Source organism: Bifidobacterium asteroides, assembly GCF_009683175.1.
In the GTDB taxonomy this organism is placed as follows: Bacteria; Actinomycetota; Actinomycetes; order Actinomycetales; family Bifidobacteriaceae; genus Bombiscardovia; species Bombiscardovia asteroides_H.
In genome coordinates this window covers 40,755-66,512 of record NZ_WKKW01000003.1, presented here as the reverse complement: position 1 = coordinate 66,512, position 25,758 = coordinate 40,755, and the positions used below count along the sequence as shown (strand labels likewise).

Annotated in this window: 19 protein-coding genes; 8 read left to right on the top strand and 11 right to left on the bottom strand. The window is 61.9% G+C overall.

From position 1 onward, the window contains the following. Positions 1 to 89 precede the first annotated feature (89 nt). On the top strand, positions 90 to 1,727 hold the full coding sequence (locus GKC41_RS05555; RefSeq protein WP_154313336.1) for a zinc-dependent metalloprotease: 1,638 nt from the start codon (positions 90 to 92) through the stop codon (positions 1,725 to 1,727). Positions 1,728 to 1,768: 41 nt separating this feature from the next. On the opposite strand, the gene GKC41_RS05550 is transcribed toward GKC41_RS05555, so the two are convergent. Next, positions 1,769 to 3,259: an ATP-dependent helicase gene (locus GKC41_RS05550; protein ID WP_324612059.1), complete on the bottom strand. Its 1,491-nt coding sequence runs from the start codon at positions 3,257 to 3,259 to the stop codon at positions 1,769 to 1,771. 103 nt (positions 3,260 to 3,362) lie between these two features. Here GKC41_RS05550 and GKC41_RS05545 point away from each other — a divergent pair, with 103 nt between their 5' ends. Then, positions 3,363 to 4,937 carry a phosphotransferase family protein gene (locus tag GKC41_RS05545; RefSeq protein ID WP_324612058.1) on the top strand — a complete coding sequence of 525 codons (1,575 nt, stop codon included), beginning with the start codon at positions 3,363 to 3,365 and terminating at the stop codon, positions 4,935 to 4,937. Positions 4,938 to 5,026: 89 nt separating this feature from the next. Beyond that, positions 5,027 to 5,266 (top strand): DUF3107 domain-containing protein, encoded by a 240-nt coding sequence (locus GKC41_RS05540; protein WP_024627268.1) that lies wholly within the window; start codon positions 5,027 to 5,029, stop codon positions 5,264 to 5,266. Between the two features lie 64 nt (positions 5,267 to 5,330). Here GKC41_RS05540 and GKC41_RS05535 read toward each other — a convergent pair whose 3' ends face one another. After that, positions 5,331 to 6,218 (bottom strand): PHP domain-containing protein, encoded by an 888-nt coding sequence (locus tag GKC41_RS05535; RefSeq protein WP_154313335.1) that lies wholly within the window; start codon positions 6,216 to 6,218, stop codon positions 5,331 to 5,333. A gap of 71 nt (positions 6,219 to 6,289) precedes the next feature. Between GKC41_RS05535 and GKC41_RS05530 the strand changes: the two genes are divergently transcribed. Next, positions 6,290 to 6,898, top strand: a complete 609-nt coding sequence (locus tag GKC41_RS05530) for a vitamin K epoxide reductase family protein (protein WP_154313334.1) — start codon at positions 6,290 to 6,292, stop codon at positions 6,896 to 6,898. Here the strand turns inward: GKC41_RS05530 and dapF are convergent, their stop codons facing one another. Continuing rightward, positions 6,899 to 7,864 (bottom strand): diaminopimelate epimerase, encoded by a 966-nt coding sequence (dapF, locus tag GKC41_RS05525; protein ID WP_154313333.1) that lies wholly within the window; start codon positions 7,862 to 7,864, stop codon positions 6,899 to 6,901. Positions 7,865 to 7,931: 67 nt separating this feature from the next. Here dapF and murI point away from each other — a divergent pair, with 67 nt between their 5' ends. Together murI and GKC41_RS05515 are read left to right on the top strand one after the other, a co-directional pair. Next, positions 7,932 to 8,717 (top strand): glutamate racemase, encoded by a 786-nt coding sequence (gene murI / locus GKC41_RS05520; protein WP_154313332.1) that lies wholly within the window; start codon positions 7,932 to 7,934, stop codon positions 8,715 to 8,717. Between the two features lie 68 nt (positions 8,718 to 8,785). Beyond that, a complete protein-coding gene (locus GKC41_RS05515; RefSeq protein WP_154313331.1) occupies positions 8,786 to 9,637 on the top strand; it encodes a patatin-like phospholipase family protein in 852 nt (283 codons plus the stop codon). 70 nt (positions 9,638 to 9,707) lie between these two features. On the opposite strand, the gene GKC41_RS05510 is transcribed toward GKC41_RS05515, so the two are convergent. Then, positions 9,708 to 10,664 carry an SPFH domain-containing protein gene (locus GKC41_RS05510; RefSeq protein WP_229281662.1) on the bottom strand — a complete coding sequence of 319 codons (957 nt, stop codon included), beginning with the start codon at positions 10,662 to 10,664 and terminating at the stop codon, positions 9,708 to 9,710. Positions 10,665 to 10,830: 166 nt separating this feature from the next. Here GKC41_RS05510 and GKC41_RS05505 point away from each other — a divergent pair, with 166 nt between their 5' ends. Beyond that, the gene (locus tag GKC41_RS05505; RefSeq protein ID WP_154313330.1) at positions 10,831 to 11,778 is read left to right on the top strand and encodes an aldo/keto reductase; all 948 of its coding nucleotides are present in this window, start codon (positions 10,831 to 10,833) and stop codon (positions 11,776 to 11,778) included. A gap of 123 nt (positions 11,779 to 11,901) precedes the next feature. Here the strand turns inward: GKC41_RS05505 and ileS are convergent, their stop codons facing one another. The 6 genes from ileS to GKC41_RS05475 form a co-directional block, all read right to left on the bottom strand. After that, positions 11,902 to 15,246, bottom strand: coding sequence for a mupirocin-resistant isoleucine--tRNA ligase (gene ileS, locus GKC41_RS05500; protein ID WP_324612057.1), 3,345 nt, complete (start codon positions 15,244 to 15,246; stop codon positions 11,902 to 11,904). Between the two features lie 275 nt (positions 15,247 to 15,521). Continuing rightward, positions 15,522 to 16,796: a glutamate-cysteine ligase family protein gene (locus GKC41_RS05495; RefSeq protein ID WP_154313329.1), complete on the bottom strand. Its 1,275-nt coding sequence runs from the start codon at positions 16,794 to 16,796 to the stop codon at positions 15,522 to 15,524. A gap of 70 nt (positions 16,797 to 16,866) precedes the next feature. Next, the gene (locus tag GKC41_RS05490; protein ID WP_154313328.1) at positions 16,867 to 19,167 is read right to left on the bottom strand and encodes a glycoside hydrolase family 3 N-terminal domain-containing protein; all 2,301 of its coding nucleotides are present in this window, start codon (positions 19,165 to 19,167) and stop codon (positions 16,867 to 16,869) included. 59 nt (positions 19,168 to 19,226) lie between these two features. Beyond that, entirely contained in the window at positions 19,227 to 21,311 is a 2,085-nt protein-coding gene (locus GKC41_RS05485; RefSeq protein WP_154313327.1) for a beta-galactosidase, read from the bottom strand. Positions 21,312 to 21,344: 33 nt separating this feature from the next. Next, positions 21,345 to 22,700, bottom strand: a complete 1,356-nt coding sequence (locus tag GKC41_RS05480) for a glycoside hydrolase family 30 protein (RefSeq protein WP_418904391.1) — start codon at positions 22,698 to 22,700, stop codon at positions 21,345 to 21,347. 51 nt (positions 22,701 to 22,751) lie between these two features. Beyond that, positions 22,752 to 24,086, bottom strand: coding sequence for an MFS transporter (locus tag GKC41_RS05475; protein ID WP_154313325.1), 1,335 nt, complete (start codon positions 24,084 to 24,086; stop codon positions 22,752 to 22,754). Between the two features lie 311 nt (positions 24,087 to 24,397). On the opposite strand from GKC41_RS05475, the gene GKC41_RS05470 reads away from it, so the two are divergent. Beyond that, positions 24,398 to 25,015 (top strand): TetR/AcrR family transcriptional regulator, encoded by a 618-nt coding sequence (locus tag GKC41_RS05470; protein WP_154313324.1) that lies wholly within the window; start codon positions 24,398 to 24,400, stop codon positions 25,013 to 25,015. Positions 25,016 to 25,086: 71 nt separating this feature from the next. Here the strand turns inward: GKC41_RS05470 and GKC41_RS05465 are convergent, their stop codons facing one another. After that, entirely contained in the window at positions 25,087 to 25,740 is a 654-nt protein-coding gene (locus GKC41_RS05465; RefSeq protein ID WP_154313323.1) for a sugar O-acetyltransferase, read from the bottom strand. Positions 25,741 to 25,758: the final 18 nt, after the last annotated feature.

Genomic DNA, 25,758 nt, shown 5'->3' with positions numbered 1-25,758 from the left:
CAATATTATGGTTGATGAAGACGATAATCCCGGCAGACGTCAACCTTGAGGGCGGACGGCCTGCCTTGGCGAGGACTGGAATCAAAGCAATGGACGAGAATGCAATCCACCAATGGCTCATCGAGTGCTTCGGCCCGGTGCAGGGCGAGCTGGCCTGGAGTCAGTTCTCACAGCTACCTGAGTCCATCCGCTCCCAGATGGCGGCCCAGGGAGCCGATCAACTGCCCAAACCCGCCGAGGTTCAGGCCCTGATCCAGGCCTTCACTGCTGGAGGGCTGAACACCCCGGCCGATATGCAGGCCCAAGCTGACCAGGGTCCCATCAACGTTGCACTGGCCAAGAACATCGCCTTGGGACGCACCAGGGCCGACCAGTCCGATACCACAGTCACAGCCGAAGACAGCGACAGGGTGGCCCGAGTCATGAGCGAAGCCAATCTCTGGCTGGATACCGTCTGCGCCTTCGACCCCGCCCCGGGCCAAACGCAAGCCCTGACCCGTGCCGGATGGATCGAGGGCAGCATAGACGCCTGGGTAAAGTTCGCCTCCCCGGTGGCCCAGGCGGTCAGCGAGGCCCTGACCTCCGTCATAAGCCAGCGTTTCCAAGGCTTCGACCAGGGCGAGATTTCCGGGATGTTTGCCGGACCTGTGCCCATCCCCCTGCCCGACAACCTCAAGGATCCCACCACGCTGATGAAGCTGCTGGGGAACACCTCTTTCGCCATGCAGCTGGGGCAGGCCGCCGGTGAGCTGGCCAAGGAGGTCCGAGGAGGATTCGACCAGGGAATCCCGCTGCTGAAGAACCCCGCCGGCGCCCTCATTCCGCAGAACATCAAGACCTACACCAAATCCCTTGAACTGGATCTGGACGAGGTCACCCGCTACATGGCCCTCAAGGAGGCCGCCCACGCCCGGCTCTACGCCGCCGTCCCCTGGTTGATGCCGCGCTTCGAGGCCCTGATCGGCAAATACGCCCGGGGAGTCTCCATCGACCTGGACGCTGTGGAGGACCAGCTGCGCGATGCTGAGCAAATCAACCCCGAATCCATCGCCGGCGCCATCAACCTCAGCAATGTCGGCATCGAAGACACCCCTGAGCAGAAGGAGGCCCTGCACAGCCTTGGCGACCTGCTGGCCCTGGTCGACGGCTGGGTGGATTGCGTGGTATGGAACGCTGGCATGGCCCACCTGCCCCACCTGGAGCAGCTGCGGGAGATGACCCGACGCGAGCGCGCCGTGGGAGGGCCGGCCGAGCAGACCTTCGAGTCCCTGCTGGGACTGCATCTTCATCCCAAGAGGTTGCGAGAGGCCGCTGATCTCTGGGAGCGCATCACCGCTGACGAGGGTGTACAGGGCCGCGACGATCACTGGTCCCATCCTGATCTGCTGCCCTCCCTGCCTGTCAAGGAGGATGCCGACCAAGCCGGAACATCGACCTCTGCGGACGGGCAATCCGAGCAGAAGGCCGACACTCCCGCCACCTCAGTGGATTGGGATGCCGAGCTGGACAAACTGCTGAATGCCGAGGAGAAGGATTCCTCTGCCAACCCGATCACCCCGGCAGACTCCGACGCTTCCAATGACCAGGGGCATCCAGACCATGAGGCTCCTGGCAGCCAGAAGAGCGCCGGCAAAGATTCCAAGAATTTCGATGATGGCCACCCGGACCAGGACGACTCGGACAGAGACGACTCGGACAACGACCACTCGGACAACGACCACGCCTGAACAGCGGCTCCCCCATGTTCCGAGGGCCCAGGCGATAGTGCTCAGCGGTGAATGAACCGGCTGGGGGCGCGTCGGACGAAGGCGCTGCCGTCCTTATGCTCCGCGTAGGAAAGGTGCAGAGTGTCCTCGGCACGGGTCACCCCTACGTACATGAGACGACGTTCCTCTTCCAGGGCATCCCCCTCCGGCGGTGAACCAAAGGGAATCAACCCCTCGGCACAGCCCACGATGAAGACATGGGCGAACTCCAATCCCTTGGCGGCGTGAATGGTAGAGACCGTGACCCTCCCCTGGCCTATGCCTCCCTCCAGCTGTTCCAGCACCTCCTGCTTGCTCAGATTGACCGACTGGTTCTGCCAGCCTGACTCGGTGCGCACCCGGTAGCCGATTCCATGTTCGTGTAGGGCACGGCAGATCAGGGTCTGCTGGGCGTTGATCCGAGTCAGTATTGCAAACTGGCCGGGCCGGGCCCCCTTCCGGATCATGGAGGATATACGGGAGGCCACGGCCCCAGCCTCATCAGCATCGTCCTCATAACGGGTCATCGCGACCCTGCTACCCTCCTGACGGGCCGAGGTCAGCTTCAGATAGTCGTCACGCACCGGCGAGCGCGCCAGAATGCCGTTGGCGTATCGGACCACCCTTTCTGTGGACCGGTAGTCGGTGGACAGGTCCAGATCGGCCTTGATGCCAGGGAATTCCTGGGGGAAGTTCAGCAAGTAATAGGAGGTGGCCCCCGCGAAGGAGTAGATGGTCTGGGCCGGGTCCCCCACCACGCAGATGTTCTGCCTGCCGTTGAGCCAAAGCTTGAGCAGCCGGTGCTGCAGGGGCGAGACATCCTGGTACTCGTCCACCGTCAGCCAGCCGATTCGGTCTCGAATATCTGCAGCAGCCTGACCGTCTTCTTCCAATATGTGACAGACCAGCAGGAGAATATCGTTGAAGTCCATCTGATTATGGGCGGCCTTGGAACTCTCGAAGACCGTGTACAGATCGGCCATCCGATCTGCCTCCAGACCTGCCGGCGGCAGACGGTGACTGGCTGCACAGACCCGAACGTAGTCCTGGGGGGCAATCAGCCCCACCTTGGCCCAGTTGATCTCCGCAGTCAGGTCCCTGACCTGGCCCGGGTCGGCCTCCTGCCCGCAGACCCGCTGATAGGCAGAAGACACCAGGGGACCCACATCCTCGATCAAATCGGGAGGGTAGGTCTCGCTGACCTGGGGCCAGACCCGCCTGAGCTGGTGCAGGGCGGCCGAATGGAAGGTCGCCGCCTGCAGGGAGGCCGACACGCCAAGCTTGGTCAGTCGATCACGCATCTCAGCCGCGGCACGAACCGAAAAGGTCACCGCCAGGGTTTTGGAGGGCTCCCAGCTACCGCATGCGCAGGCATAGGCCATCCGCCGGGTGATGGTCCTGGTCTTGCCAGCCCCGGCCCCTGCGATAATGCGCACAGGCCCGTCAAGCACGGTAGCCGCCTGCCGCTGGGCGGGATCCAGTCCCTCCAGCAATCGTTCCTCATCCTCATGCACACCCCCATTGTGTCAAAGGCCGGTACCCGAACCGGCGGCGGCGTGCCCATGTGGTCAAGTGGACAACCGTATCCACAACAGTCCTTGTATTATCCTTGAGAATGTGACTGAACGAACGAAGCTGACCCTGGCCGCCCTGGCGTCGGCCGCCATGCCCGAGGTGCCCGTGACCGGCGCGCGGGATTGCGACCAGCTCAGCAGCCTGGACCGTGCACAGGGCGTGGACTGTGCGGTGGTCCAGGACGCGACCGGCAACGTCTACGACGTCTGGGCCACCAGCTCGGAGGCCGGCAAACGTCGGTTGGCCGCTCGAGTCAAGGCGGCCCAGGCCCTGGCCGATGCCAAGGAGATGGCAGCCATGGGCTTCCAGGTCGAGCGCATCCTGGCCTACCAGCCAGGCGAGAAGGCCGACAGCCCGACCGGCACCACAGCTGTTGCCGTCATGACCCACTGCCCAGGCCGAATCCGTCCCCTCCATCTGCTGACCCTGAACGAATGCACGGCTGCAGGCACAGCCATCGGCGCCATCCACCGGGTGCGCCCTGATTTTCTGAAAACCCACGGCTATCCGGCCTTCTCCACCGCCCAAATCGCGGCACAACTGCGCGGATGGATCAAGCGGCTGCGCATGGACGGCCATGTGCCCAAGGAAATCACCGATTCCTGGGCTTCCATCGTGGCAACCGACGGACTCTGGTCCTTCGACACCTGCACTGTGCATGGGGGCTTCTCCGACGGCGATCTGCTCTATGCAGGCTCCGGACTGAGCGGGGTCTACGGCTGGCAGGACATGCAGATCAACGATCCTGCCCGTGACCTGGCCTGGATCTTCGCCAAGCTTGACGGGTCACGCCGCAACGCAGTCATTGCAGCCTACGGCAGGATGATGGGGGCCCGGCTGGACGACCTGATCATGCTCCGGGCCAATCTCTGGCTGCAGATGGAGCAGGTGGGCGACTTCATCACCGCCTTGGATCATGCAGACAACGAACGGATCATCCAATTCAAGGCCCAGGTTGAGCGCCTGGCCCAGCAGCTGGGCGACCATGAGCAGGACCAGCGAACCCGTCGGCAGCAGAAGACGCCAAGTCCGTCACCCGCTGGCGCACCCTCCACCATCACCGTGGGCACCCTGTTGGGCGACGATAATGCTGAAGACCCCTCTGCCGCCAAGGTACAGGAGAATCCAACGCCGAAGCCGGACCCCGACTCGGCAGAAGCATCGGATGAAAGTTCGGCCACCATCGCCATCAACAGGGTGGAAATGGCTGACCTGGCTCTGGCCCAGACCGCCATGGACCACTCCGATGCCAGGAATAAATCCAAGCCACCAGCCGTTGCTCCTATTCCCAAGGAGGAGGAATCAGGCCTGAGCGATCACTTCCGCGGCATAGGCAACCCAGTCACCGGCGACGAGGATGCGGATGGCGAAGCGGACCCGAAGGCTGCAGTAAGCAGCTCGTCCGCAGACACGTCCGGAGACGAACAGCCTTCGGCAGCTTCCCAACCGCACGATGCCTCGTCCGCCCAGTCTCTTGCAAACGATCAGGCAGAGACCATCGTCCTTCCCAGAAAGCCCCTGCCCGAGCAGACCCCCACGCTCACCACAGACGGACAGACATCGGCATCGCCGCCGGAAACCGGCTCTTCCCCGGAGGAGCCCCACGGGGACGCTTAGAGCGTAATCATCCGGGTCAGCGAATAATGAGACCGGAAGATCCGTGGACCGGCAGGTCTGGGCGACGGAGAACAACCTTGGAGGTAGCAATGGATATCGAATTCGGCATCAAGAACGTGGCCCGCACGGTCAACTTCAGCACCAATGCCAAGGCGGACGAGGTGGCTGCCCACATCGCCCAGGCCCTGAACGAGGGCGGACCCATCGATTTGGTGGACGACAAGGGTCGGCACATCATCGTTCCCAAGGAGTCCTTGGGCTACGCAGTGGTCGGTTCCGACACCACCCATCCTGTGGGCTTCGGTGTTCTGGGAGGTTCCTCCGACTGAGGTTGTGATTGCCTGATGGGGGCGGCCGGGTCCTTGTAGTCCGACCGCCCCCGATTCGTATCCGCTAACCCCTCCAAGCGACCGGACGGCTCCCCCGAGACCTATCCACTATTCGCGCCACCACCTCGTCAGTGGTGCTGTTCTCCCCCATCCGATTGGGTTTGCCTTGGCCGTGCCAGTCCGATCCTCCGGTCACCAGCAGCCCCCAGCGCTGGGCCAGGGCCAGGAGCCGTCGGCGTTGCTCAGGCGGATTATCCCGGTGCCAGACCTCCAGACCGCCCAGCCCCTCCCTGGCCAGCGCGGCGATCTGCTGATCGGAGAGCAGGACGGGATTACGGTTGACCGCACCGGGGTGAGCGATGACCAGGAATCCGCCCGCATGGTTGACCGCTGCAAGCACCTGATGGGTGGTCGGCGATGGCGTAGGCAGGTAGTAAGCGCTTCCGGAGGAACAGACCCCGGCAAAGGCCTGGCTCCGGTCGGCATAGACACCGGCCTTGACCAGGGCATCGGCGATATGCGGACGACCCACCGTGGTCTTCGACCCCTCCTTGACCTGGTCCAGCACATCCTGCCAGGTGATCGGATAATCCCGGGATATCCGCTCGACCATGGTCCTGGTTCTGGTCAGCCTGGCCTCCCTGGTCTTGGCGAAGAGTCCGGTGATGACCGAATCCTTGGGATTGTAAAGATAGGCCAGCATGTGAACCGAGACACGGCCATCCTGCGCAGTGATTTCGGTACCCGGCAGCAGAGGCATTCCCAGGTCCTGGGCCGCCTGACGGGCCTCATCCCAGCCCGCATTGGTGTCGTGGTCGGTGATGGCCAGACCTTCCAGGCCCAGCTGTTGCGCCTGCTCGACCATCCCCCGCGGCGTCACGGTGCCGTCGGAGAAGACGGTGTGGCAGTGCAGGTCCCAGCCGGAGGCCGTGACAGTATCCTCATGCGTCATGCCTCCATCCTAAACTCGTGAACGCGTTCCCGTCTCAGAGAACCCTCCCGACCACCGAGGTGATGGACCCCATGAGCGAACCGACCTCTTCAACCACTTCAAGCTATCTGATTGCCGCCCTGGCCTCACTTGCAACCCTCTATGCCAGCCTGGTCCTGTCAGCGGAAACACTTCAGCTGGCACGTCACCCCCAGGGCCAGCTCAGCTGTGACATCAACTCTGTGGTCTCCTGCTCAGCCGTGGCCCAGTCGCCCCAGGCCGAGCTGATCCGCCTGGGCACCCTACCGGTCCCCAATGCCTTTCTGGGGTTGATAGCAGAATCTGTATTCCTGACGCTGGCCGTAGTGGGTCTGTGCCGGATCAAGATGCCCAGACTGCTGGCAGCAGGGACCTGGCTGGCATCTCTTGCCGCCCTGGCCTATGCGCTCTGGCTGTTCACCCAGTCGCTCTTCGTCATCCACGCCCTCTGCCCCTGGTGCCTGGTCATGACCTTCGCGACCAGCCTGCAATTCATGGCCTTCAGCCATGCCACGGTCATCCAGCAGGGGCTGCCTCGCAAGCGGCCAGGATGGCTACACACCTATTACCAGCGGCACTTCGACCTGATGGTCGACCTAATCTGGCTGGTCGCCCTGGCAACCATCGTTCTGGCTGTGGAAGGATCCGCCCTCTTCGGCTGATCAGCAGCCGGGAACATTCTCCAAGGTCAGACGGGCCACCATTCTGGCCGGTCCTGTCAGCCATACATCCTGCGGGTCCACGTCCACCTGCAGACGGCCTCCACCCACCTGAATGGTCCAGTGATCGATCCCGGTCAGGGCCCGCAGCAGCACACCGCTGGCGCACAGACCGGTCCCGCAGGACAGAGTCTCGCCGACGCCACGCTCATATACCCTCATGGTGGCCCGGCCGCTGCCATTCTCAGCATCCAGGGCATCCAGACGCAGAAATTCCACATTCTGCCCTTCGTCCAGCCCAGGCCTGACCCGCGGCGGGACCGACAGGTCCAGATCACCCAGGCCAGGCAGATCAGTCCTGGCCAGCAGGTCGGTCATGGTCTCGGGCAACCCATCGGCCTCTGGTTGGGCAGCGACTGAGTTCATAACGACTGCGTGGGGATTGCCCATATCCACCAGGGTGCCGGGAGCCGAGCCTGACAGGGCTCCGCCGTCGACCAGCTGGTCCCCCACTGGACCCATCCGCCAGGATCCGACCTTGACCTTGAACACATGCTCGCCCTCGCACTGCATAGGACTGCGCGAGACGATCCGCTTGACCCCGGCCCGGGTCCCCAGCAGGAAGGAGGAGCCCTCCATGGTCGGTGTCAGCCCCTGCTTCTGAGCGAAGAGGGTGACTGCCCGCGTCCCGTTGCCGCACATCTGGGCCAAGGAACCGTCCGCATTCCGGTAATCCATGAACCACTGGCAGCCGAAACGGTCGCAGGCATCCACCTGTTCCCGGCTCAGGTCGCTGACATCAGCCGGATGGGTCAGCCGAATGACCCCGTCGGCTCCGACCCCGAAATGCCGGTCACACAGCCATCGCACCTGGTCGGCCGTAGGTTCCAGATCCCCCCGGGGATCGGCATAGACCACGAAATCGTTGCCGGTGGCTTGCATTTTGTAAACAGTCCGGGGAATACTCATGCTTGTAGAGTACGGCCCTTCGGCGACAGGCTAGGCTGGTTTTCCGGCTGCGAAAGGAGCGGATTACATGGCATCAGATGCACCAATCGGAATCTTCGACTCCGGGCTGGGCGGTCTGAGCGTCACCGCAGCCATCCAGAACCTTCTGCCCCGAGAAAATCTCCTCTATTTCGGCGATTCCGCCTACGCTCCCTACGGCACCAAGGAGCCGGCCCAGATCGCCCAACGCTGCCAGGTCATCGGCGACCGGTTCATGGACCAGGGCGTCAAGGCCATGGTCATCGCCTGCAACACCGCCACCAGCGTCTGCGTGGAGCAGATGCGCCGACGTTACCCTGTCCCTGTCATCGGCATGGAGCCGGCGCTGAAACTGGCCTGCACACGAGGTGGAGGCCGGCCTCAGCGGGTTCTGGTCACGGCCACTCCGCTGACTCTAAAAGAGACCAAGTTTGCGCGCCTGATGGCACGGTTCTCCGGCAGGCACACCATCCTGACCCAGCCCTGCCCAGACCTGGTGACCATTGTGGAGTCGGACAGGCTGAATGACCAGGCCCTGGTCGACGCCACCCTGCATCGTTACCTGGACCCCTATGATCTGCAGACCCTGGATGCCCTGGTCCTGGGCTGCACCCACTTCGTCTTCTTCCGCCAGCCCATCGCCCGCATCTGCCCGCCAGACCTGGCGCTGATCGACGGCAACCCTGGGACGGCCCGCCACCTGAAGGATCTGCTGTCCCAAGCCGATGCCCTCAACCCGGGCCCTGGCACCGGCAGAGTAAGGATCGCCAACTCTGATTCCTCACCGGCCATGCTGGACCTGTCCAAGCGGTTGCTGGCCTCCTGCCGCCCCTGAACAGCTTGTCCAATGTTCACGCATAAGCTGTCATCAAGCGCGAATATCTGTCAGGAATCGAGGTGCCCATGGCACGCAAAAGAACAGCCGTCATCGACGTAGGCGGCGGCTACAGGTCCATCTTCGGCGCCGGCGTCTTCGACCGCTGCATGGAGCAGGGCATCACCTTCGATCACTGCTACGGGGTCTCGGCCGGCAGCGCCAATCTGGCTTCATTCCTGTCGGGCCAGCTCAGGCGCTGCTACCGCTTCTACACTGTGTATTCCTCCCGCAAGGAGTACGCGAGTGTAAGCAACTTCCTGACCAAGCACACCTTCGTCGACTTGGACTACGTCTATGGCAAACTGTCGGCCCACGATGGAGAATGCCCACTGGACTACCCTGCTTTAAAGGCCAATCCTGCCCTGTTCACCATTGTGGCCTGCAAGGCCAGTGACGGATCCACCGCTTACTTCGACAAGTCGGACCTGGCCCAGGACAACTATGACGTCCTCAAGGCCTCGTCCACTGTGCCAGTAGCCAATAAGCCCTATATGATCGATGGCGTGCCCTATCTGGACGGTGGCATCGCCGATCCAGTTCCGGTCCGCAAGGCCATGGACGAGGGCTATGAACGCATCGTTCTGGTCCTGACACGCCAGAGGGATATCCTGCGCGAGCAGAAGAAGGACGTCCTGCCGGCCCGGATCCTGTCCAGAACTTATCCGGCGGCCGGCGAGCGGCTGATGGAGCGTTACCACACCTACAATGACGAGGTGGCCCTGGCCAAGCAGGCCGAAAAGGAGGGCCAGGTACTCATCCTGGCCCCGGACAGCCTGTGCGGACTGACCACGCTGAGCAAGTCGCTCAAGGGGCTCAACGCCATGTATGACAAGGGCTATCGGGCCGCCGAGGCCATAGCCGACTTCCTGGAAAGCTGAAATCCGCCCCCGCCGGGCCTACCATGTAAAGGGCGTCCCTTCTTCGGCTCCTTCTATAAGCTATAAGACCTTAGAGAACCGGTGCCTCGGCCCCGCTCTCAGTCTCTGCCTCCCCACGGCCGTCTCGGGAATCCTGACTCCCCTGGCTGCTCTGGGCGGTCATCAATGCAGCGGTCATCTGGTTGAAGAGGTCGTTGTACCCGCCGGGGGTCGACGCAGGTAGAACCAGGGTCTTGGCATTGCCGGACTCGGCCAGTGAACGCATCACATCAAGATACTGGTTGAAAAGCACCACATTGTTGACAGCGTCGATATCCATGCCCACGGCCCGCAGGCTGTTGATCTGGTCCACAATGCCGTTGGCGATCTCCCGCCGGTAGTTGGCCTGGCCCTCGCCCTGCATCCTGGTCTTCTCCGCATCGGCCCTGGCCTGGGTCTCGATTTCGATCCGACGGGCCTCGGCACGCTCCTTGGTGGCCTCCTTCTCGCGCTGGGCAGCGTTGATGGAGTCCATGGCCTGCTTGACCTGGGTGGAGGGGTCGATGGCGGTGACCAGGGTCTTGATGACCGAGAAACCAAAGCGCTGCATCTCCTGGCCCACGGTCTTCTGCACGTCGGAGGCGATGTCGTCCTTGCGGGCGAAGGCGTCATCCAGGCTCAGAGCCGGAATGGCCGACCTGAGGGCGTCCTCCATGTAGGAGCGCAGCTGGCCCTCCGGGTCGCCCAGCTCGTAGTAAGCCGTAGCCACGTTGGCCGCCTCCACACGAAATTGTGCAGAAACCTCCACCGTGACGAAGACATTGTCCTTGGTCTTGGTCTCCAGCTTGACGTTCAGCTGGTTGACCCGCAGGTTGGTTTTGGTCGCCACCCGGTCCACTAGGGGAATCTTGACATGAATGCCCGCCAGGACCACCCGCTGGTACTTGCCGAAGCGCTCGATGACATATGCCTTTTGCTGAGGCACCACGAAGATTCCCAGGAGGAAGATGACCAGCAGGACGACCAGAATGACAATGCCCAAACTCATAAGCGTTCTCCTTCGAGCTTAAAACCCTTGGTTGCCGGACCGACAAACCGCACCATTCCGGCCTTTTCCATCTTTTATACATGATGAACCCGACTGGATTAATCCCCTCTGACGACAAAGCGGTAATAGACTCGGCGTAACAAGACTTCAGACTGAAAGGATGAACATGGCAAAGCTACGCGGCATTGACGCCGATATCTTCCCCCTGGTCATGGGCGGCAACACCTTCGGATGGACGAGCGACGAATCCGAGTCTGATCGGGTCCTGGACGCCTACACGGAAGCCGGAGGCAACCTGATCGACACAGCTGACGTCTACTCGGCCTGGGCCCCCGGCCACTCCGGCGGCGAGTCCGAGATCGTCCTGGGCCGCTGGCTGGCCAAGAACGGCAACCGCAACAAGGTCCTGGTGGCCACCAAGGTCAGCCAGCACCCCCAGTACCCCGGTCTTTCGGCCAAGAACATAGAGGCGGCCGCCGATGCCTCCCTGCTCAGACTGGGCCTGGATGTGATCGACCTCTACTACGCGCACTTCGACGACAGCTCCACCCCCTTGGAGGAGACTGCGACAGCCTTCGACAAGCTGGTCAAGGAGGGCAAGGTCCGGGCCATCGGAGTGTCCAACTACACACCGGACCGGATCCGCGAGTGGTTCAGCATTGCACGCAAGGAGGGTCTGACCCTGCCGGTGGCCCTGGAGCCCCAGTACAACCTGGTCTACCGCAAGGACTATGAGGGTGGCCTCATGCAGGTCGCCGAGGACGAGGATCTGGCGGTCTTCCCCTACTTCTCGCTGGCTTCGGGCTTCCTGACGGGCAAGTACCGGACCATGGACGACCTCAAGGGGAAGAAGCGCGAGGGCATGGTCAAGGACTTCTTTACCCAGGAGGGGCTGGACGTGGTCGCCGCCATGGACGGCATCGCCAAGGCCCACGGGGTCGAACTGGCCACCGTCGCCCTGGCCTGGCTCAACCGCAGGCCTGGGATTGCGGCCCCCATCGCCTCCGCACGCACCCCTGAGCAGCTGCCGCCCCTGCTTGCTGCTGCCCATCTGGAACTGAGCGACCAGGATATGCAGACCCTGGATCAGGTCAGCGACAAGGTCAAGGGCTGATCTGCAAGCTTCGTTGCCAGCAGCAGGGCCGATTTTGACACAATCGGTCTTCCCAGCCAGACAGATCGAATGAAAAGGGCTCCCGTCCAATACAGGATGGGAGCCCTTTTATGCGACTACGGGTCAGGCCTTGACCAGGCCGACCTGCGGCTGATCCACATCGCCGACATTGACGGTCAGGCTGGTGGCCAATGTCTCATGGGCGATCAGGTCATTGAACTGCTGGGCCTTGGGGGCATCCTCGGCAGGCAGGGTCAGGGTCAGCCGAATCCGGTCAGCGATGTCCAGGCCAGCGGTCTTCCGGGCATCCTGAACCTGGCGGATCAGATCCCTGGCATAGCCCTCCGCCAGGAGATCGTCGTCCAGCTGGGTGTCGAGAATGACGAAGCCGCCGGTGGGCAGGGCCGCGGAGGCCGACCGGTCGGCCTGGGAGCCATCCTCCTGCTCGATCCGGTTGTCCAGCTCGTATTCGCCGGGTTCCAGGGCCACCGCTCCGTCGGGGGTGGTGACGACCACTTGGCCATCCTGCTCGGACCAGTCGCCCTGCTTGGAGGCCCGGATGACGAACTGGACCTGCTTGCCCAGTCGGGGTCCGGCAGCCCGGGCATTGACCTTGAGATCGTGGATGATTCGCAGGCCGTGCTGGCCGGCCTGATCCAGGGTGCAGAACTCCACATCCTTGATGTTGAGCTCGGACTTGAGCACGTCCACGTAGGGACGGGCCGCATCGGGGTCACGAACCACCACGGTCAACCGCGACAGGGGCTGGCGGACACGAATCTGCTCGGCCTTGCGCAGAGCTAGGGTGGCAGAAACCACCTCGCGGACCTTCTCCATGGCGGCTACCAGGGCAGGATCGTCGCACAGGACCTGTCCCAGTTCGGTCTCCTGCCCGGTGGCCTCATCGGCCAGGAAGGGCCAGTCGGCCAGATGGACCGACTCGCCGCCGGTCAGACCGCGCCAGATCTGCTCGGCCTCCATGGGTGCCAAGGGGGCCAGAACACGGGAGAAGGCCTCCAGGACCGTATAGAGGGTGTCGAAGGCCTGGTGGTCCTCGCTCCAGAAGCGGTCGCGATTGTTGCGGATGTACCAGTTGGTCAGCACGTCGATGAAGTCGGTCACCGCATCGCAGGCATCCGAGATGGCGAAGTCGTCCAGGGCCTTCTGCACCGACTGGATCAGCCGACGGGTCCGTGCCAACAGGAAGCGGTCCATCTCCGGCAGGTCGGCCACACGGTCCGGTGTCAGCGCCTGGGCCTGGTAGCCGGCGCCCTTGTTGGCCGCGTTGGCATAGAGCGTGTAGAAGTAGTAGGAGCTCCAGACCGGCAGCATGACCTGACGGACCGTGTCGCGGATGCCATCGGCGGTGACGACCAGATTGCCGCCGCGCAGGATGGAAGAGCTCATCAGGAACCAGCGCATGGCATCGGACCCATACTTGTCGAAGACCTCGTTCACATCCGGATAGTTGCGCAGGTGCTTGCTCATCTTCTGGCCGTCGGAGCCCAGGACGATGCCGTGGCAGATCACGTTCTTGAAGGCCGGCCTGTCGAAGAGGGCCGTGGACATGATGTGCATGGTGTAGAACCAGCCGCGGGTCTGGCCGATGTACTCCACCACAAAATCACAGGGATCCCTGTCCTCGAAGTACTGCTTGTTCTCGAAGGGATAGTGGAACTGGGCGAAGGGCATGGATCCCGACTCGAACCAGCAGTCCAGCACATCGGTGATCCTGTGCATGGTGGACTTGCCGGTCGGGTCGTCCGGGTTGGTCCTGGTCAGTTGGTCGATCCAGGGCCGATGCATGTTGATCTGACCCTTGTCGTCGGTCGGGTAACGGCCGAAGTCCTTCTTGAGCTCATCCAGGGACCCGTAGACATCCACCCGGGGGTACTTGGGATCGTCCGAGACCCAGACCGGGATGGGCGAGCCCCAGAACCTGTTGCGGGAGATGGACCAGTCGCGGGCGTTGGCCAGCCACTTGCCGAACTGGCCGTCCTTGACGTTTCCGGGGATCCAGTTGATCTGCTGGTTGAGTTCCAGCAGTCGGTCCTTGATCTTGGTCACGGAGACGAACCAGCTGGAGACCGGCTTGTAGATCAGCGGGGTGCCACAACGCCAGCAGTGGGGGTAGGAGTGGACGTAGCTCTTCTCCTGGAAGAGGAGGGCACGATGCTCGGCTGGAATCTGTGCCAGGGGGCCATCGCCTGCGCGCAGGTTGCGTACGATGGGCATGTTGGCGTCGAAGGCCTGCAGGCCCTGGTAGTCAGGGCACTGCTCGGTGAAGACGGCCCCGGCATCGAGGACATCCACGCTGCGGATCCCCTTGGCGTTCAGGGTGTTCATATCATCCTCGCCATAGGGAGCCTGGTGGACCAGGCCGGTGCCCTCCACGGTGTCGACGTAGTCGGCCGTGTAGATGGTATAGGCATTGGGGCCGGGGGTGCCGCCCTCTGATTCGGCCTGCTCTCCAGCGAAGTAGGGGAAGACCGGCCAGTACCGCCAGCCCTCCATCTGGGACCCCTTGAGGGTGCGGACCACCTGGTAGTCCTCCCCCAGCTGCTTGGCGTAGTCTCCCAGGCGGGCCGTGGCGATATAGAAGCGCTTGCCGGCGAAGGGCCCGGACACCGGGCTGACCTCCGAGTACTCGATGTCGGCGCCGACCACGATAGCCAGGTTGGTGGGGACGGTCCAGGGGGTGGTGGTCCAGAAGACCGCATAAGCGTCCTCGTCCCTGAGCTTGACGGCCACGGAGACGGTGGTGTCCTGCCGGTCCTGGTAGACGTCGGCATCCATGCGCAGCTCGTGGTTGGACAGCGGTGTCTGGTCCTTCCAGCAGTAGGGCAGCACCCGGTACCCCTCGTAGGCCAGTCCCTTCTCGTAGAGGGTCTTGAAGGCCCACATGACCGACTCCATGTAGGAGACATCCAGGGTCTTGTAGCCGTGGTCGAAGTCCACCCAGCGGGCCTGACGGTGGACGTAGTCCTTCCACTCGCTGGTGTACTTGAGCACCGAGGCGCGGCAGGCATCATTGAACTTCTCGATGCCCATCTGTTCGATCTGATCCACGCTGTCGATGCCGAGCTCGCGCTGGGCCTCCAGCTCGGCGGGCAGACCGTGGGTGTCCCAGCCGAAGACACGGTTGACCTTGTGGCCCTTCATGGTCTGGTAGCGGGGAATGACATCCTTGACGTAGCCGGTCAGCAGGTGCCCGTAGTGGGGCAGGCCGTTGGCGAAGGGCGGGCCATCGAAGAAAACGAACTCGTTGTCGGCATGGTCGCCGGACGGGCGGCGCTCCACCGACTTGTTGAAGGTGTCGTCATGGTCCCAGTAGTCCAGAACGGACTCCTCCATATGGGGGAAGGAGGGATTGGGCTTCACCTTGGCCAGAGCCGGGTCCACCACCGCCTTGGGATAGACTTCGCCATCCCGACTTGTCACATCTGAGGTATCAGTGGTCTGATTCACCGTTCACGCTCCTCGCTGGTCGTTCATGTCGCCATGTCGAGGACGAGGGACCCATGAGGCCCACCGCGGTACCACCTCGCTTGCCCGGCTAATGACCCGCGCCGGACCGCTTGATCTGGGCTGTGCGGGCCCACCCGTCGGTTCTACTGAGGACCGCCGCAAGCAATCCCGTTCTTCCGAGGGCTCCCCGCTGATGACGGATCAAGGCCCATTGGTGACCAGATTATACCATCCTCAGGAAACCGGACCCGCCCGTTCGCATAACGAAACAGTCGTCAGGACTGGAAGAGATCGGGATGGCGTGGATCGCCCGGCAGATCATCCAGGGTGTCCTCGGCACCCAGCGCCTGCCGCCAGAAGTCCAGGGAGCGACCATAGGGGCTGGCCTGGCCGCCGCGAACCTGCAGGTCGGCCTTGGCTGCAAGCACATCCTCCTCGCTCACCCCGTCCAAAAGTCCGACAAGTCCGGCGAATCGATCCGAGTCGTAGAAGATGCCACCGACGACCTCAAGAAGTCGGCTGGCGCGTTCCATGGGCAGGGAATCCCAGTGCCTGAGCTCGATGTAATTCTTCAGACGGACATCATTGAAGTGCGTGGTCAGGATGTGCGCTATCTCGGCATCGTTGAGCCGGCGGTCAGGATAGATCTCCCCGGCGTTCTCATGCCAGGCTATGAAGACCTGTTGCCCCTGCGGCCCCTCCACCTCCGGGGTGTGGGAGACATCGGCCACCATGAGCGGGGTGGAGAGCATGTCCACGGCATAGTCCTCCCAGCCGAAGCCGTCTTCGAACAGCCCAGGAATCAGACCTGTGCGCTGGGTGTCGAGCCAGTCCCAGATGCGCTGGCGCCGCAGGGGCATGCGGTTGGGCTTGCCCTCGAAAATTGGAGTGTTGCGGAAGAAGTAGGCCAAAATGGGCCCGATGGCCGTGCCCAGACGGATCTTGGCGATGGCATCGTCCTCGTCCTGGTAGTCGATGCTGATTTGGGTGGAGGCGGTGCTGCGCATCATCATGGGACCGCACTGGCCAATGCGACCCAGGTAGGTGTTCATGACCGCATAGCGTTCCTTGGGATTGACGCCCACATCCGCGTAGGACCCGGCCGGACGGTACCCGTACTCAACCAGCCGGAACCCCAGACGCTCAGCAATGGGATCGACCTCGGCACGGAAGCGACGGTAGAGATCCTCGAATTCTCGGCTGTCCCGGACCACGCCTAAGGAGCACTCCACCTGGCTCCCGGGCTCCAGAGAGACCACGCAGCCCGGTCTACTCAGCCCGACCAGGTGACCGTCCTCCCGGTATTCCTTATCGCCGTCGTAGCAGGGCTCCAAGGCCGACAGCAGGGCCTCGATACCCCGCTCCCCCTCATAGGGAACCGGGGCATCGGACCCATCGTTACGGACCGGCAGATGCTCGATCTCAATACCGAAACGCCACTGGGACCGTGGCTTGGATCCTCGTGTGAAGTAGTCGACCAGGCTGGCCACATGCCGAGGATTAGGGACCGTCAACAGGTGCGCATACCCAGCGCCTACGCTTTTGCTCATGCTGTCATGGTAGGAGCGGGCGAGGGCCCTGGGCAACCAACACGCGAGGAGTTCCGCTACCGGACGGTGGTCAACCCACGGTCACCGTCACAGCCTGCAGGTCCTCCCTGCGCGAGGAGGGCCCCACCAGCACCTGGAACCGACCGGGCTCGACCCTGCGATTGCAGTCGGCATCAACCAGGGTCCACTCGGACACCGGTAGATCGAAGACCACCTTCCGGGTCTGCCCTGGATCCAGCTGAACCCTTTGGAAGGCCTTGAGTTCGCGGTCAGCCCAGCTGACGGAGGTCACCAGGTCGCTGATATAGGCCTGGACCACCTCAGTGCCTGGCCTCTGGCCGGTGTTGGTCAGGTCCACGGTCACCCTGACCGTGTCCTCGGGTCCGACGGTATCCGGTCCATCGACCCGGGGCTTTCCGTAGGCAAAGGTGGTGTAGCCCATACCCTGACCGAAAGCGAAGGCCGGATCCTGGGTTAGATCGGCATAGCGGTCACCATGCTGGCCCCGGATCTGGTTGTAGTAGACCGGCAGCTGCCCGGCATGCCTGGGGAAGGTGATGGGCAGCCTGCCTGTGGGCTCAACCTTGCCGGTGAGAATCCCGGCCAGGGCACGGCCGCCCTGCATGCCTGGGTCGGGCTGCCAGATCAGAGCCCTGGCAGACTGTGCGGACGGAGGCAGGATCAGCGGCTTGGAGGACATGAGCACGATGACCATGGGCTTGCCCGTCTGCGCCAGGGCATCCAGCAGATCGCGCTGAGGACCGTAGAGCTCCAGGGTGGCAGTCGAACGGCCCTCGCCCACCAGCTGGACCACGTCGCCGACCACGGCAACCACCAGGTCGCTTTGCCTGGCCAGGTCCACTGCCCTGTCGAAGCGGTCCTGATCGATCCTGGCCGGGGCCGCCACCTTGGGCCTGGGCTGGCCATCGGGGAAGAGCTTGCCCGCCGGGTCGTCGACCAGACGAAGCACGTCGACGCCCTGCTCGCAGTTGAGCTGCCAGTTTTCAGGCAGCTCCTGGCGCAGACCGTCGGCCACGGTCGAGATCATCTCCCGCGGCTGGTCTTTGATCCAGTCGCACTGACCCGAGCCGCCGGCCCAGTCCCCCAGCTGGTTCTGGGCATCGTCGATCAGCGGACCCACCAGGGCTATGCTGTGCGCCGAGCCGTCACCGGGGCGGTCATCGGCGTCCACCCCGCCGAACAGGGGCAGGATGCCGTCGTTCTTCAAAAGAACTACCGACTCCTGGGCCACCTGGAGATTGAGCTCCTGGTGCTCCGGGGAGTTGATGACCACCTTCTGGCCCTCTGGGTCGGGCAGACGCGGATCCTCGAAGAGCCCCATGCGGAATTTCAGGGCCAGGATGTGCTTGACCGCCCGGTCAAGGTCCTCCTCGCGCAGAAGCCCGGCATCAAGTGCATCCAAGGCCCCCTGGTAGAAACCGGGCGTGGTCATGATCAGGTCGTTGCCGGCCTTGACGGCGGCCGCAGCGGCCCTGGTGTAGTCGGGCTGCACCTTTTGCTCCCAGACCATCCGGCCCACGTTGTCCCAGTCGGTGATCAGGGTGCCCTGGTAACCCCATTCCCCTCGAAGCACGTCGTTGAGCAGCCAGTTGTTGATGGTGACCGGTACCCCGTCGATGGACTCGTAGCCCAGCATGAAGGTGGCCACACCCTCCTTGGCCAGGCGCTCGAAGGGCGGCAGGAACCAGGAGAGCAGCTTACGGTGCGAAAGGTCGGCCTCGGAGGCATCGCGCCCACCCTGGGTCTCGGAGTAGCCGGCGAAGTGCTTGGCCGTGGCCAGCACAGCGTCCTTGGGCAGGGTTCCGGTCATGGCTGATCCGCCCTGATAACCGCGCACCATGGCCGAGGCCATCTCGCCGATCAGGAAGGGGTCCTCGCCGAAGGTCTCATCCACCCGGCCCCAGCGGGTGTCCCTGGCGATGCAGAGCACCGGGGAGAAGGTCCAGTGGACGCCTGTTGTAGCGACCTCCTGGGCTGTGGCTCGCCCCATCCGCTGAACCAGTTCAGGGTCGAAGGAGGCTGCCATGCCCAACTGCTCGGGAAAAATGGTGGCCCCGCGGAAGAAGGAATGGCCGTGGATGCAGTCATCGCCGATCAGCAGAGGAATGCCCAGACGGGTGCGATGAACGGCCTTGTCAGCCTTGATCATGTTCTGCGGAGAGACATGCAACAGGGACCCGGCGTGCTGATCCACCACCTCCTTGTCCACTCCCGAGCGGGCATCAAGCTGCATCATCTGGCCCACCTTCTCCTCACGGGTCATCCGGCCCACCAGGTCGGCCACTCGCTCATCCACGCTTAGGTCGGGATTGCGGTAGGGCAGGTCCTCCGTCAACTTTCTTGATGCCATCTGGGCACCTTCCTTTCTTCGTATCCGGTCAGTCTCAAGCCGATCAGACTGAAGCCGGTCTATCGAACGATGATCGCCAGGTCCCAGGGTCCGATGGTCATGGGCTGGCCCTGGTCCACTTGCGCCTGAGGATCAGCCTGCCCGTCGGCCACCAGCAGATGCCCTCCGTAAGGCGCGTCCAGCTTGACCTCCTTGGATGAATAATTGAGCAGGTAAGAGACCTGCTCCCCCCGGGCGTTGATGCCCTCCCGCACGGTGACCAGACCAGCCAGGTCCCGGGCGGGGCCGCCCAGGCCAGCTGCATCCGCCACATCCGAGAGTAGCATCCGCATGCCCTGGGCAGAGGGCAGGGTGCCGATCCACTCCGCGCTGCCGTGGCCGTAATCATGACGGGTCACAGCCGCATACCGCCCCCAGACCGGGTGGTCATAAGAGGCCAGGACCTGAGTGCCTGGTCTCGGATTCAGCAGCTCAATCAGTCCCTGGCAGGCCAGTCCGGCCTGGTCGGACCCATGCAGATCCAGGGTGAGCCCCTTGCCGGGACGGGTGAATTGGTTGTAGTCAATGCCGAACACGTCGGTCAGCAGGTGCGGAGCCTTGTCATGCCAGACCTTGAGGTTCTCATCCGCCACAAAGGAGCGCAGCGTGGCCACCAGGTGACCTCCCTGATGGACATAGTCGGCCAGGGCCTTCAGCGTATCCTCATTGGTGCTGTAGAGTGCAGGAGCCAGGACCATGGCATAGCGGCCCAGCTGGGACCGGTCAGCCTTGTCGCTGATGAAATCGCACTCGATGTTGAGTTCGAAGAGGGCATCGTAGACCCTTCTGACCACATCATTGTAGGAGATCTGCCCCTGCTGACGGGGGAAGCCGGTCTCCAGGGAGAACCAGTCCAGGGCGGTCAGGGAGTCGTTGCCCACCATGATGGCGACCTTGTTGCGCTTTTGAAGGTTGATCAGACGCTCCCCCACACCCTTCCGCGCTATCTGCCTGCCGAACCGGCCGGCCTCCTCATAGGTGAGGTTGGGTTCCATATCCTGTGAAAGCAGCCCCTTCCAGTAAGTCTCGAAGGAGTTGTGGATGGAATGCCAGTGCCAGTACATGACCCCGTCAGCACCCGAGGCCAGATGGCTGTATGCCTGCAGCCGCAGCTGGCCCGGGTAAGGCAACCAGCCGTTCTGCCCCTGGGCCTCGGTTTCCAGAACCAGATAGCTGGCGCCACCTTTCAGACTGCGGGTCATGTCCCCGCCGAAGGCGATCTCCTTGCCGGTCAGGTCATCCTCAGTGGGGTGGTAGATGTCCACACCGGCCACATCCAGGCATTCGGCCGCCTCGAAGTGATCGACGGCTGGTTGGACGCCATATGACCAGCCCGGGCCCCAGTCAAAATCGAAGTTGTGTGTGACGAACTGGTCCTCGCGAGCGTATTCGCGCACGATGCCAGCCTGCCAAGCCAGGTAGCGGCTGACCTGGCTTCGGCGGAAACGATCGAAGGCCGACCCCAGGGATGCATTGATGGTCCCGGTCAGATCGGGAAAGTCCTCCCAGGAGTCGATCCTGTTGGACCAGTAGTCCAGGCCAAAGGCAGCATTGAGACGGTCCAGATCATTGTCAAAGCGCCGTCGCAGATCCTTGACGAAGAGGCGCTGCATGTCGGGAGACACACAGTCGTAGTACTTGGTCTCATTGTCGACCTGGTAGCCAATCACCTGGGAGTTGTCGGCCACATGGCTTATCAGCCTGCGGATGACGCGCTCGCCATAGTACCGGTAGGAAGGATTGACAATGTCCATGATCTGGCGAGCGCCATACCGGTTGTGGCCCTTGGGGGTGTCCGCCAAAACATCCGGATGCATGGCGACCAGCCAGGCGGGGACGGCATAGGTGGGCGTGCCCACGATGACCTGAATGCCGAAGCGCCCGGCAGCGTCCAGCACGCGGTCCACATGGCTGAAGTCGAATACGCCGGGCTGGGGCTCCAGGGTGCTCCAGGTGGATTCGGCGATACGAATGGTGGTGATGCCAGCGGACTTCATCATGGACATGTCTTTGTCCACCCGCTCATAGGGCATGTATTCGTCGTAGTAGGCGCATCCGAAGATGAGCCTGTCCGGAAGGCGTGTGCGGACTGCGTTGTCTGTCATGATGAACTCCAATCTCAATCTACAGGGTTAAATTCATAGGACGAAAGTGTTGAAGGATCGTGGCTCCAGGGTCGCCTTAAAGCCTTGTCTCTCTTCGCCGTCTTCTTCCGGCCCGGAGAAGGAGAAGGGCATGGCGCGATCCAGGGCGTTCTGTGCCACGACAACAATCGATCCATCCGGATTTTCGAAGGCTGTGGCCATGGAGCTGAAATGACCGCGGGTATCCAGCAGGCGAGCGCCCGGGCGCACATAGTGCGAGTAGTGGCGCATGACGTAATACTCGGGATTCCGCCTGACCTGGCCGGTGGTGGTGTCGATGGAGAAGAGGGAGTTCTGCCGCCATCCCCAGGTCGATATGCCCTGGCCCAGGACCATGTTCCAGTAGGTGTAGCAGGTGGCTCCGGCCCGAAGATACCGGTTGACCAGCGAGAAAACGTATTCGGCGTACTCCCAGGTGTTGCCGCCCATACCGCATTCGGACTCGGTCTGCTCCAACTCAATCTCCGGCCAGGACTGGTGGGTGCGCTCGATGACATGCTGGCCGGCCCACTGGTAGCCGATGCCGGCAATGTACCTACGGCAGTCCTCGTCGAAGAGGATGTTGTCCACATACCGGTTGTAGTTCTCCAAAATCATGCCTTCGGGAGCGAATTTCATATCCTCGGGACCATTGAGTGTTCCCAGGAAGATGGCCGTATCCGGAGCCTCCTTGGCAAAGAGCGGACCCAGGTAGTCGCGGATGAAGATGCGCATATCCTCGCTGGACCATAGGCAGGAGGGGAATTTCTGGTCCGCAAAGACCTCGTTCTGCACGTGCAGCTGGTCGATGTGGATGCCGCGGCGGTCATACTCGCGCACATACCACAGAAGGTAGCGGGCGTAGGCAGTGAGATTGCGCTCGCTCATGTCGATTCGCCCGAAATTGTAGACCTTGGGGCGTTTCATCCAGGTGGGCGGGCTCCAGGGGCTGGCGAACAGTCCCATGTGCGGCTGATACTTCTGAGCCTGGCGGATATACGGAATCAGGGTCTGCTCGTCGTGGTCGACGCTGAAATGCTCCAGGTCATAGTCGCCGTCGGTCTCGTCGTAACTGTACCAACCCGCAGCGAAGTCATTGGCGCCCACCGGGGTCCTGTTGAAGGTCAGATTCAGCTCGTCCGGGCTAAAGAGCTCACGGATGACCCCATCACGTTTCTCCTCCCCCAACTCCTGCAAGGGCAGCCACCCCAACTCATTGAAGCAGCCGCCAAACCCTCGCAGAGTCTGCAACTTACCGCCGGTGTATTCCAAATCGGGCGATGACTCCAGCGCAGAGACAGCCAAGTGCTGCTCCTGCATGGCCTGTTGGCGAGTGGTCGCAACCCAGATCGGTTCTGCATTCCTATTCATGAATCTTCTGCTCCTTTGCATGGTTTGCCTGTATGACTGGAACAGCCAAAATCACTTGACGTTTCTGATCAACAGGATAAAGACGCATCCCAACAGGGCGAAGGCGATGGCCGTGGGAAAGGCCGCCGCATATCCCCAGTTCAGCGTGATGAAGGACATGACCAGAGGGCCGGCCATCTGTCCCAGCGTGGTTGCCAGGTTCAGGATGCCCAGATCCTTGCCGGCCTCCTCCTTGCTGGGCAGGACATCGACGTTAAGCGCCTGGTCGACGGAAGAATAGACTCCGTAGCCGAACCCGGCGATGCCGGCGTATAGATACATGCCCATGACCGTGGGGCTGATCCAGGGCATGGCGATGCCGATGGCGAAGAGGACCGAGGCGATGACCACCGGCACCTTACGCCGTCCGATCAAATCCGAAATCGGGCCGGAGACCAAAGAACCCAAAAGAGATACCACCATGGTGATGACTGACATGACCGAAATGGTGGCGGCAGCCTGGGTTACGGTTTGACCCACATACTTCTCGATGATGTAGAGCTGATAGGCGGAGATCATCTGATAGCTCAGCAACATGCAGAGCCTGCCGGCGAAGGCCTTATAGAAGTCATGGGCCCCATGGAAGCGTGGAGGCTGGAAAGACTTGAGCACATCCATGAGGGTGCCTTCGTCCTTGGGCAGGTAAGTAGCCGATCCTTCCTTGGGCATGATCAGAATGGCCACGACACCACCCAGGAACATGAGTACACCTGCGAGGACGAAGCCTGTGAACATATGAGTCACCAGGGCCGCGCCGATCAGGGAGCCGATGGGCGAACCGATGGTAGAGCCTGCTCCATAGAAGGCGGACAGTGTTCCGCGCACACCTGAAGGCACGCGGTCGGACAGGATGGCCACCATGGGGGCGATCATGCAGTTCAGACCGAACATGCAGAGGCAATAGACGATGGTCAACAGGACCGGGTTGGTGGTCATGCCGGTCAGGAACAGGGTTACGCCGCCCAGGACTGCGCCGCCCAGGACCCATGGGGTCCGACGCCCGTACCGGGAGCGGCTGCGATCAGAAAAGTTTCCGAAAAGCAGGTTGGAGACCAGCGAAGCTACGGCCGTACAGGCATTGACTATGCCCATCAGCGCCTCGGGAGCGATGCCTGGAACCTGCTTGAGATGCTCGGGAAGCAGCACGATGCTGACGATGCCCAGGCCCGACATCCACAGAATGCCGAAGGCCAGGAAGCTCGCGCCAAACCTGAACAGGGTCTTTTTCGGGACTGGTTTGCCAGTTTCAGGCGAGAGCATGGGGTTCTTGTCGGCAGCAGCCAAGGCTGCCTTATGCGCCTGCAGAAGTTCAGAATCCCCCAACCCCGGGGCTGCTGAGTCGCTCATGGTGTCGACCTCTCTATTATTTAGTCTTCTCTGACACGTCCAATGCCGGCAGACAGCCATATCTACCAATCATTAGATAACCATATATCTAACAGATGTTCGATATAAATGTCAAATCAGTTACTTAAGGCAGATCAAGGAGTGCCTATTGGCTCCTTTTCATTTACCTGATTGGGTTGAAACCCTGTTGAACTACTCCCTCATCACTGTTGCGAATCCATCCCCATGCACCACCCATGTACCATAAGTATCAAACAACCAGCAGCATGAGGACACTCAGAAACTGCGGAGAGGAGCCATAAGACCGGAATATGGCGAGCCGAACCAGAAAATCACCAGAGGTGAGACGGGCGGAAATCACACAGGCCGCCGCCCACCTCATCAGCAGACACGGATACAACGGTATATCGCTCAAGGACGTTGCCGATATGGTGGACATGTCTCAACCGGGCGTTCTCCATTACGTAGGCAGCAAGGAAGGACTGCTCTCCCTCTTGATCACCGACATCTATGACGTCTATGGCACCCCGGAGGAATTCTTGCAGACGGGCCTACCCGGATCCGACCCGAACCATCCTCATCTTCCGGCCTATTTTGACTATCTGGTCGCCCACAATGCCAGCCAGCCTGAACTCACGCAGCTATATACGGTCCTGGAAACCGAGGCCATCTCCACCAACCATCCCTTGCATGACTATTTTCTCCACAGACCAGAAGAAGTGTGGAAGCATTATTCCAAGTTCCCCTGGGCGCTCCCCGATGGCATGGATTGGTCCAGAGATATGCAAGACAGCGTCAGGATGAGCATGGAAGTCATGGACGGCATACAAATACGACTGCTACGGGAACCGAAAATCGACTATGTCCAGGAATGGAACCTGTTCAAAGACTTGCTTTTCCCTCTGCCGCTCTGGGATGGGTACCGCTGAACAGCACAGACTGCATAGAGGCGGCGGTCTCCCTGACAAGGCCGGACCAGCCGGCAGAGACATCCGAGAAGTCAGCCCTCTTCTTCCATCTTGAAGGGCCGGGCATCATAAGGCGCCCGATACCTGCGATCCCTCCAGAAGTATTCATAATCATGCTCATCGATGGGACGGACGACCTTGCAGGGGTGGCCGTAGGCGACCACGTCAGAGGGGATGTCCTTGGTGACCAGGGAACCAGCCCCGATTACCGTGTTGTCTCCGATGGTCACTCCCGGCATAATGATGACACCTGCGCCGATCCACACATTCCTGCCGATGCTGACCGGGACAGTGAACTGTGGTGTTCCATATATGCGTATATCGGGCCGAATTGTGTGCCCAGTGGTGACGACGGTGACGTTCGGTCCAAACATGGTGTGGTCGCCTATGTCAATGCGTCCATCATCAACCAGAACCAGGTTGAAGTTGGCATAGCATTTGCTTCCCCAGTAGGTGTTACAGGCCCAGTTGGCCCGGACTGGTCCCTCAATCCAGCTGCCTTGGCCGAATGAACCGAACATCTGCCTGCAGAGGTCCTGCTTCTTTCCCACCTGGGTAGGGCGGCAGGCGTTGAATTCGAAGACCAGATCCTGCTGGGCGTCCTGGACCTGCTTCATTTCGGGTGTATCGGCAATGTAAATCTGGTCGGTGTCCAGCAGAGCCTTGATCTCTTCGCGACTGGTCATGGGACCCCCCTCTTTCCT

Excerpts from the sequence above, each read along its gene's own strand:
- GKC41_RS05555 (WP_154313336.1), top strand. The coding sequence starts at position 90 with ATGGACGAGAATGCAATCCACCAATGGCTCATCGAGTGCTTCGGCCCG.
- GKC41_RS05540 (WP_024627268.1), top strand. The coding sequence starts at position 5,027 with ATGGATATCGAATTCGGCATCAAGAACGTGGCCCGCACGGTCAACTTC.
- GKC41_RS05535 (WP_154313335.1), bottom strand. The coding sequence starts at position 6,218 with ATGACGCATGAGGATACTGTCACGGCCTCCGGCTGGGACCTGCACTGC.
- GKC41_RS05530 (WP_154313334.1), top strand. The coding sequence starts at position 6,290 with ATGAGCGAACCGACCTCTTCAACCACTTCAAGCTATCTGATTGCCGCC.
- dapF (WP_154313333.1), bottom strand. The coding sequence starts at position 7,864 with ATGAGTATTCCCCGGACTGTTTACAAAATGCAAGCCACCGGCAACGAT.
- murI (WP_154313332.1), top strand. The coding sequence starts at position 7,932 with ATGGCATCAGATGCACCAATCGGAATCTTCGACTCCGGGCTGGGCGGT.
- GKC41_RS05515 (WP_154313331.1), top strand. The coding sequence starts at position 8,786 with ATGGCACGCAAAAGAACAGCCGTCATCGACGTAGGCGGCGGCTACAGG.
- GKC41_RS05510 (WP_229281662.1), bottom strand. The coding sequence starts at position 10,664 with ATGAGTTTGGGCATTGTCATTCTGGTCGTCCTGCTGGTCATCTTCCTC.
- GKC41_RS05505 (WP_154313330.1), top strand. The coding sequence starts at position 10,831 with ATGGCAAAGCTACGCGGCATTGACGCCGATATCTTCCCCCTGGTCATG.
- GKC41_RS05495 (WP_154313329.1), bottom strand. The coding sequence starts at position 16,796 with ATGAGCAAAAGCGTAGGCGCTGGGTATGCGCACCTGTTGACGGTCCCT.
- GKC41_RS05490 (WP_154313328.1), bottom strand. The coding sequence starts at position 19,167 with ATGGCATCAAGAAAGTTGACGGAGGACCTGCCCTACCGCAATCCCGAC.
- GKC41_RS05485 (WP_154313327.1), bottom strand. The coding sequence starts at position 21,311 with ATGACAGACAACGCAGTCCGCACACGCCTTCCGGACAGGCTCATCTTC.
- GKC41_RS05480 (WP_418904391.1), bottom strand. The coding sequence starts at position 22,700 with ATGAATAGGAATGCAGAACCGATCTGGGTTGCGACCACTCGCCAACAG.
- GKC41_RS05475 (WP_154313325.1), bottom strand. The coding sequence starts at position 24,086 with ATGAGCGACTCAGCAGCCCCGGGGTTGGGGGATTCTGAACTTCTGCAG.
- GKC41_RS05470 (WP_154313324.1), top strand. The coding sequence starts at position 24,398 with ATGGCGAGCCGAACCAGAAAATCACCAGAGGTGAGACGGGCGGAAATC.
- GKC41_RS05465 (WP_154313323.1), bottom strand. The coding sequence starts at position 25,740 with ATGACCAGTCGCGAAGAGATCAAGGCTCTGCTGGACACCGACCAGATT.